Source organism: Dietzia cercidiphylli (genome assembly GCF_014145145.1).
Lineage (GTDB): Bacteria > Actinomycetota > Actinomycetes > Mycobacteriales > Mycobacteriaceae > Dietzia > Dietzia natronolimnaea.
The window spans coordinates 1-4,109 of record NZ_JAALEA010000459.1 but is presented as its reverse complement, the minus strand read 5'-3'; the positions used below and the strand labels follow the sequence as shown (position 1 = coordinate 4,109).

The window sequence follows — 4,109 nt, the reverse complement described above, 5'->3', positions numbered from 1 at the left end:
TCCTCCGTCGGCGGGGTCCCCGCCGACTACGCGGACCTGGTCGACACGATGGACGGGAACCTCGCCTCCGGCCTCTACCGAGCCGCCGTGCTGGGGCTGGCCCGCGAGTACCCGCAGTTGTACCCGCTACTCAGCGACACCGGTGACGTGGTGGCGCACCACCTCCGGGACGCCTGCGCGGCCGCCAACACGGCGGGCGGACTCGCGCCCTTCCCCCTGTCGACGCTCACCGACGTCGACCCCCGGACCGACCCCACGGTGCGGGAGGTGTTGGCCCGGAACCGGCTGGGCCGGGCCGACCCCGCCCACGGGGCGGATCCCCGTGAGGTCCCCACCGGGCCGGTGCAGGTATGGCACGGCGACGCGACGGTCCCGATCGGTCCCGGTCCCGGATCCTCCCAGGGGCCCGGGGACCCCTTCATCCCCGAGTGGACCGCCCGCAGGCTGGCCGACGAGTGGTGCGTGGCGGGGGCGGACGTGGAGTACACGCCCGTCGCCGGTGAACACGTCCTCGCCGCCTACACAGCGGTCGGACCGGCGCTGGACTGGGTCGACGACCGCGCCCGCGGCGTGCCGTTCACCACGGGGTGCCGCTGACCAGGCGCGCGAGTCGGGGAAGACGTCTCGTCCCGCGTCCGAACCAGCCCCGGGGGAGCGCCCCGGACAGGCGACGCCGGTTAGGTGCCACGCGTAACGCGGGTCGGGCGACGGACGATCCACGGACATGAGGGGCCCCCACCGGACACGCACAGCCGCGGTACTGGCGGCCGCCGCGCTCGCCCTGGGAGTGACCGCGGGCATCGGACCGGCATCTGCGACGCCGCCGCCGGAGAGCCCGTGGGGGTCGTTGGGCGTGGCCGCGCTGGGCTCGTACGACGCCGGCGCCGGCTTTCTCGATGCGGGATCGGCTCTCGCCGGCTCGTCCCGCGGTGGCGAACTCGCACCCGGGGTGCAGGTCTACCGCGTGGTGGGCGTGGAGACGTTCTGCGTGGGCATCCTCGGTTACTACCGCACCTCGTGCCGCTGGGAGAGGCTGGAGCGGATCGGGTCCCCGCTCGACACCCCCACCCACGCCAAGTACGCGATCGCCGGGGTCGCCCTGCCCCCCACCGTCTACCTGGACGTCGAGGCGGGCACCGGCTGGGTCGGCGCGAACCCGCGCGACTATGAGCTCAGCCCCGGGACCCGCCTCACCTCCCTGGATCGACTGGCCACGATGCGCACCACCCCTCAGGTGGCGGTCCCGGGAGTGCCCGGGACGATCGCCGGTGGGGTCGCGTTCGGCGACTACCCGTGGCCGTTCGGCCCCGTCACCCCACCCCTGCCCGGGAGCCGTTAGGGCACGTCCTGCGGCGCTCTCTCCCACACGAGCGCCCCCGTCGATGGCGTCCGGCCCGTCCCGCTGCGCAGGCGCCAGTTCACCGCCGGGGGCGACTGTGTCACGGGCGGTCAGGCGCGGGCGCGGATGCCCGCGGGAGGGTCGTGCGCGTCACGCCGGGCCGCTGCGGCATGGGTTCGATGCCCGCGAGCGGTAACCTCGACCGGGTGAGCACCACGCAGCAGACCCCCCCGGCCGAGTCCGCCCTGGACACCGAACTCAAGCGACTCACCGGCTGGGGACGCACCTCGCCGGCCGTGAGCCATGTGCTCACCCCGCGCTCGGTGGAGGAGATCTCGGCGGCCGTCGCGGCGGTCAACGACGCCAACGCCTCCGGTCCCGCACACCTGCGGCGCGGGGTCGTGGCCCGGGGACTCGGCCGCTCGTACGGGGACAGCGCGCAGAACTCCGGCGGCCTCGTGCTGGACATGAGCCGCTTCAACCGCATCCACGAGCTCAACGCCGAGAAGGCGCTCGCCGTGGTCGACGCCGGTGTGAACCTGGACCAGCTCATGCGCGCCGCCCTGCCGTTCGGCCTGTGGGTGCCGGTCCTGCCGGGCACGCGCCAGGTCACCGTGGGCGGGGCGATCGGACACGACATCCACGGCAAGAACCACCACTCGGCGGGGTCGTTCGGCAACCACGTCACCCGGATGGAGCTGCTCGTCGCGGACGGCCGGGTCCTCACCCTCGAGCCCGGCGGGACGTCCGACGACCCCGGGGGCACGCTCTTCTGGGCCACGGTGGGCGGCAACGGCCTCACCGGCGTGGTCCTCAAGGTGTGGATCGCCATGACCCGCACCGAGACCGCCTTCTTCCTGGCCGACTCCGATCAGACGGCCTCGCTCGACGAGACCATCGCGCTGCACACCGACGGCTCCGAGTCGAAGTACACCTACTCCTCGGCGTGGTTCGACGCGATCAGCGCGCCGCCCAAGCTCGGCCGCGCCGCCGTCTCCCGCGGGTCGCTCGCCACGCTGGCCCAGCTCGAGGAATACGCACCCACGCTCGCCAAGGACCCGCTGGCCATGAACGCCAAGCCGCTGGTCACGTTCCCGGACGTGTTCCCCAACGGTCTGGCCAACAAGTTCACCTTCGGCCCCATCGGCGAGGTCTACTACCGCCTCGGCGGCACCTCGCGGAACAAGATCAAGACCCTCCCGGCCTTCTATCACATGCTCGATCTCTTCGGGGAGTGGAACCGCGCGTACGGGTCCGACGGCTTCCTGCAGTACCAGTTCATCGTCCCGCCCGGGGCGGTCGACGGGTTCAAGGAAATCATCGGCGACATCCAGCGGTCGGGCCACTACTCGTTCCTCAACGTGTTCAAGCTCTTCGGACCCGGCAACCAGGCCCCGCTCTCGTTCCCCATGGAGGGGTGGAACGTGTGCGTGGACTTCCCCATCAACGACCGCCTGAACGCGTTCGTCAACGAGCTCGACGCCAAGGTCATGTCGATGGGCGGCCGGCTCTACACCGCCAAGGACTCGCGGGTCCCGGCCGAGCGTTTCCACGCCATGTACCCGCAGATCGACTCGTGGATCGCCACGCGCCGCGGGATCGACCCCCACGGGGTCTTCGTCTCCGACATGGGCCGGCGTCTCGAACTGCTCTGACCCGGGGGCTGTACAGGCGGTCGTCGGCGGGCCCACAATAGGGTGACCCCGGACGACGAGGGTCGCCCGGAGGCCGATCGGGAGTCCGCCATGATCCTCCGCACTGTCGCCGCCGCCGTCGTCCTCGTCGCCGTCTCCCCGCCGTCCACCGCGTGGAGACGGGCACCGCGCAGGCCGCCCCCGGCGCCTCCCGAGGTCCGTCCGCCCTCACGGGGTCCGGGCTCCGACGGGTAGTCCCGGCCACCTTCCCCGATCCGGCGGGAAGGCCTCGGTAGACTCCTGCGCATGATCAATGCCGTCGGCGTCCCCCAGACCCTGCTCCTGCTCGGGGGCACCTCCGAGATCGGCCTGGCGATCTGCGGGGAATACCTCCAGCAGGGGCCGATGCGCGTCGTGCTGGCCTGCCTCCCCGGAGACCCGGGCATCGAGGACGCGCGCGCCGAGATGACGGCCGCCGGGGCCACCGCCGTCGACGTGGTGGACTTCGACGCCGCCGCCACCGACTCCCACCCGGCCGCCTTCGAGCAGATCTTCGCCGGGGGCGACGTCGACGTGGCGATCGTGGCGTTCGGCCTGCTCGGGGAGAACGAGGAACTGTGGTCCGATCAGCGCAAGGCCGTGCAGATCGCCCAGGTCAACTACACCGGCGCCGTCTCGGTGGGCGTGCTGCTCGCCGAGCGGATGAAGGCGCAGGGTTACGGCCGGATCATCGCCATGAGTTCGGCCGCCGGACTCCGCGCCCGCCGCTCCAACTTCGTCTACGGCTCCACCAAGGCCGGACTCGACTCCTTCTACACGGGCCTGGGCTACGCGCTCGACGAGTACGGGGTGGACGTCCTGGTGATCCGCCCGGGTCAGGTCCGCACCCGCATGTCCGCGCACGTCAAAGAGGCACCGCTCACCATCAACAAGGACGACGTCGCCCGCATCGCGGTCAAGAAGTCCGGGGCGGGCAAGGGCGCCGTCTTCGCCCCCGCCGCGTTCGGCGGCGTCATGGCCGTGCTCACCCACGTGCCGCGCCCGATCTTCCGCAAGCTCCCCTTCTGACCATGCCGGTGGCGCTCCGGGGGCCGGGCCTGGCGGCCGCGGCGACGCTGCTGGCCGCGGCCGTCACC

At 72.3% G+C, this 4,109-nt stretch carries 4 protein-coding genes; all 4 read left to right on the top strand.

What is annotated here, in order from left to right; translation table 11 throughout:
* On the top strand, positions 1-597 hold a 597-nt coding region (locus tag G6028_RS15425; protein ID WP_241730814.1), incomplete at its 5' end, for a lipase family protein.
* Positions 598-724: 127 nt separating this feature from the next.
* Positions 725-1,339 carry a hypothetical protein gene (locus tag G6028_RS15420; RefSeq protein WP_182659397.1) on the top strand — a complete coding sequence of 205 codons (615 nt, stop codon included), beginning with the start codon at positions 725-727 and terminating at the stop codon, positions 1,337-1,339.
* A 206-nt stretch (positions 1,340-1,545) separates the two neighbouring features.
* The gene (locus G6028_RS15415) at positions 1,546-2,994 is read left to right on the top strand and encodes a decaprenylphosphoryl-beta-D-ribose oxidase (protein ID WP_182659396.1); all 1,449 of its coding nucleotides are present in this window, start codon (positions 1,546-1,548) and stop codon (positions 2,992-2,994) included.
* Between the two features lie 285 nt (positions 2,995-3,279).
* Positions 3,280-4,041, top strand: a complete 762-nt coding sequence (locus tag G6028_RS15410) for a decaprenylphospho-beta-D-erythro-pentofuranosid-2-ulose 2-reductase (protein WP_017837464.1) — start codon at positions 3,280-3,282, stop codon at positions 4,039-4,041.
* The last annotated feature ends 68 nt before the right edge of the window (positions 4,042-4,109 follow it).